We start from the raw sequence: 426 nt of genomic DNA on the forward strand, positions 1-426 counted from the left end.
GGCCAAGCCCCTGTAGGAGCGGCTTCCAGCCGCGATTCCGAGCGCACCAAGGGCATCGCGGCCAGAGGCCGCTCCCACGACCCCGAAGACCGGCCAAGCCCCCTGTAGGAGCGGCTTCCAGCCGGGATTCCGAGTGCCCAAGGGCATCGCGGCCAGAGGCCGCTCCCACGAACCCCCGAAGGCCGGCCAAGCCCCCTGTAGGAGCGGCTTCCAGCCGCGATTCCGAGTGCCCAAGGGCATCGCGGCCAGAGGCCGCTCCCACGACCCCGAAGACCGGCCAAGCCCCCTGTAGGAGCGGCTTCCAGCCGCGATTCCGAGCGCACCAAGGGCATCGCGGCCAGAGGCCGCTCCCACGAACCCAAAGGCCGGCCAAGCCCCCTGTAGGAGCGGGGGGGGGGGCGGCGGGGGCCCCCCCCCCCGGGCGCC

It is taken from the genome of Thioalkalivibrio sp. (assembly GCF_041690275.1).
Lineage (GTDB): Bacteria > Pseudomonadota > Gammaproteobacteria > Ectothiorhodospirales > Ectothiorhodospiraceae > Thioalkalivibrio.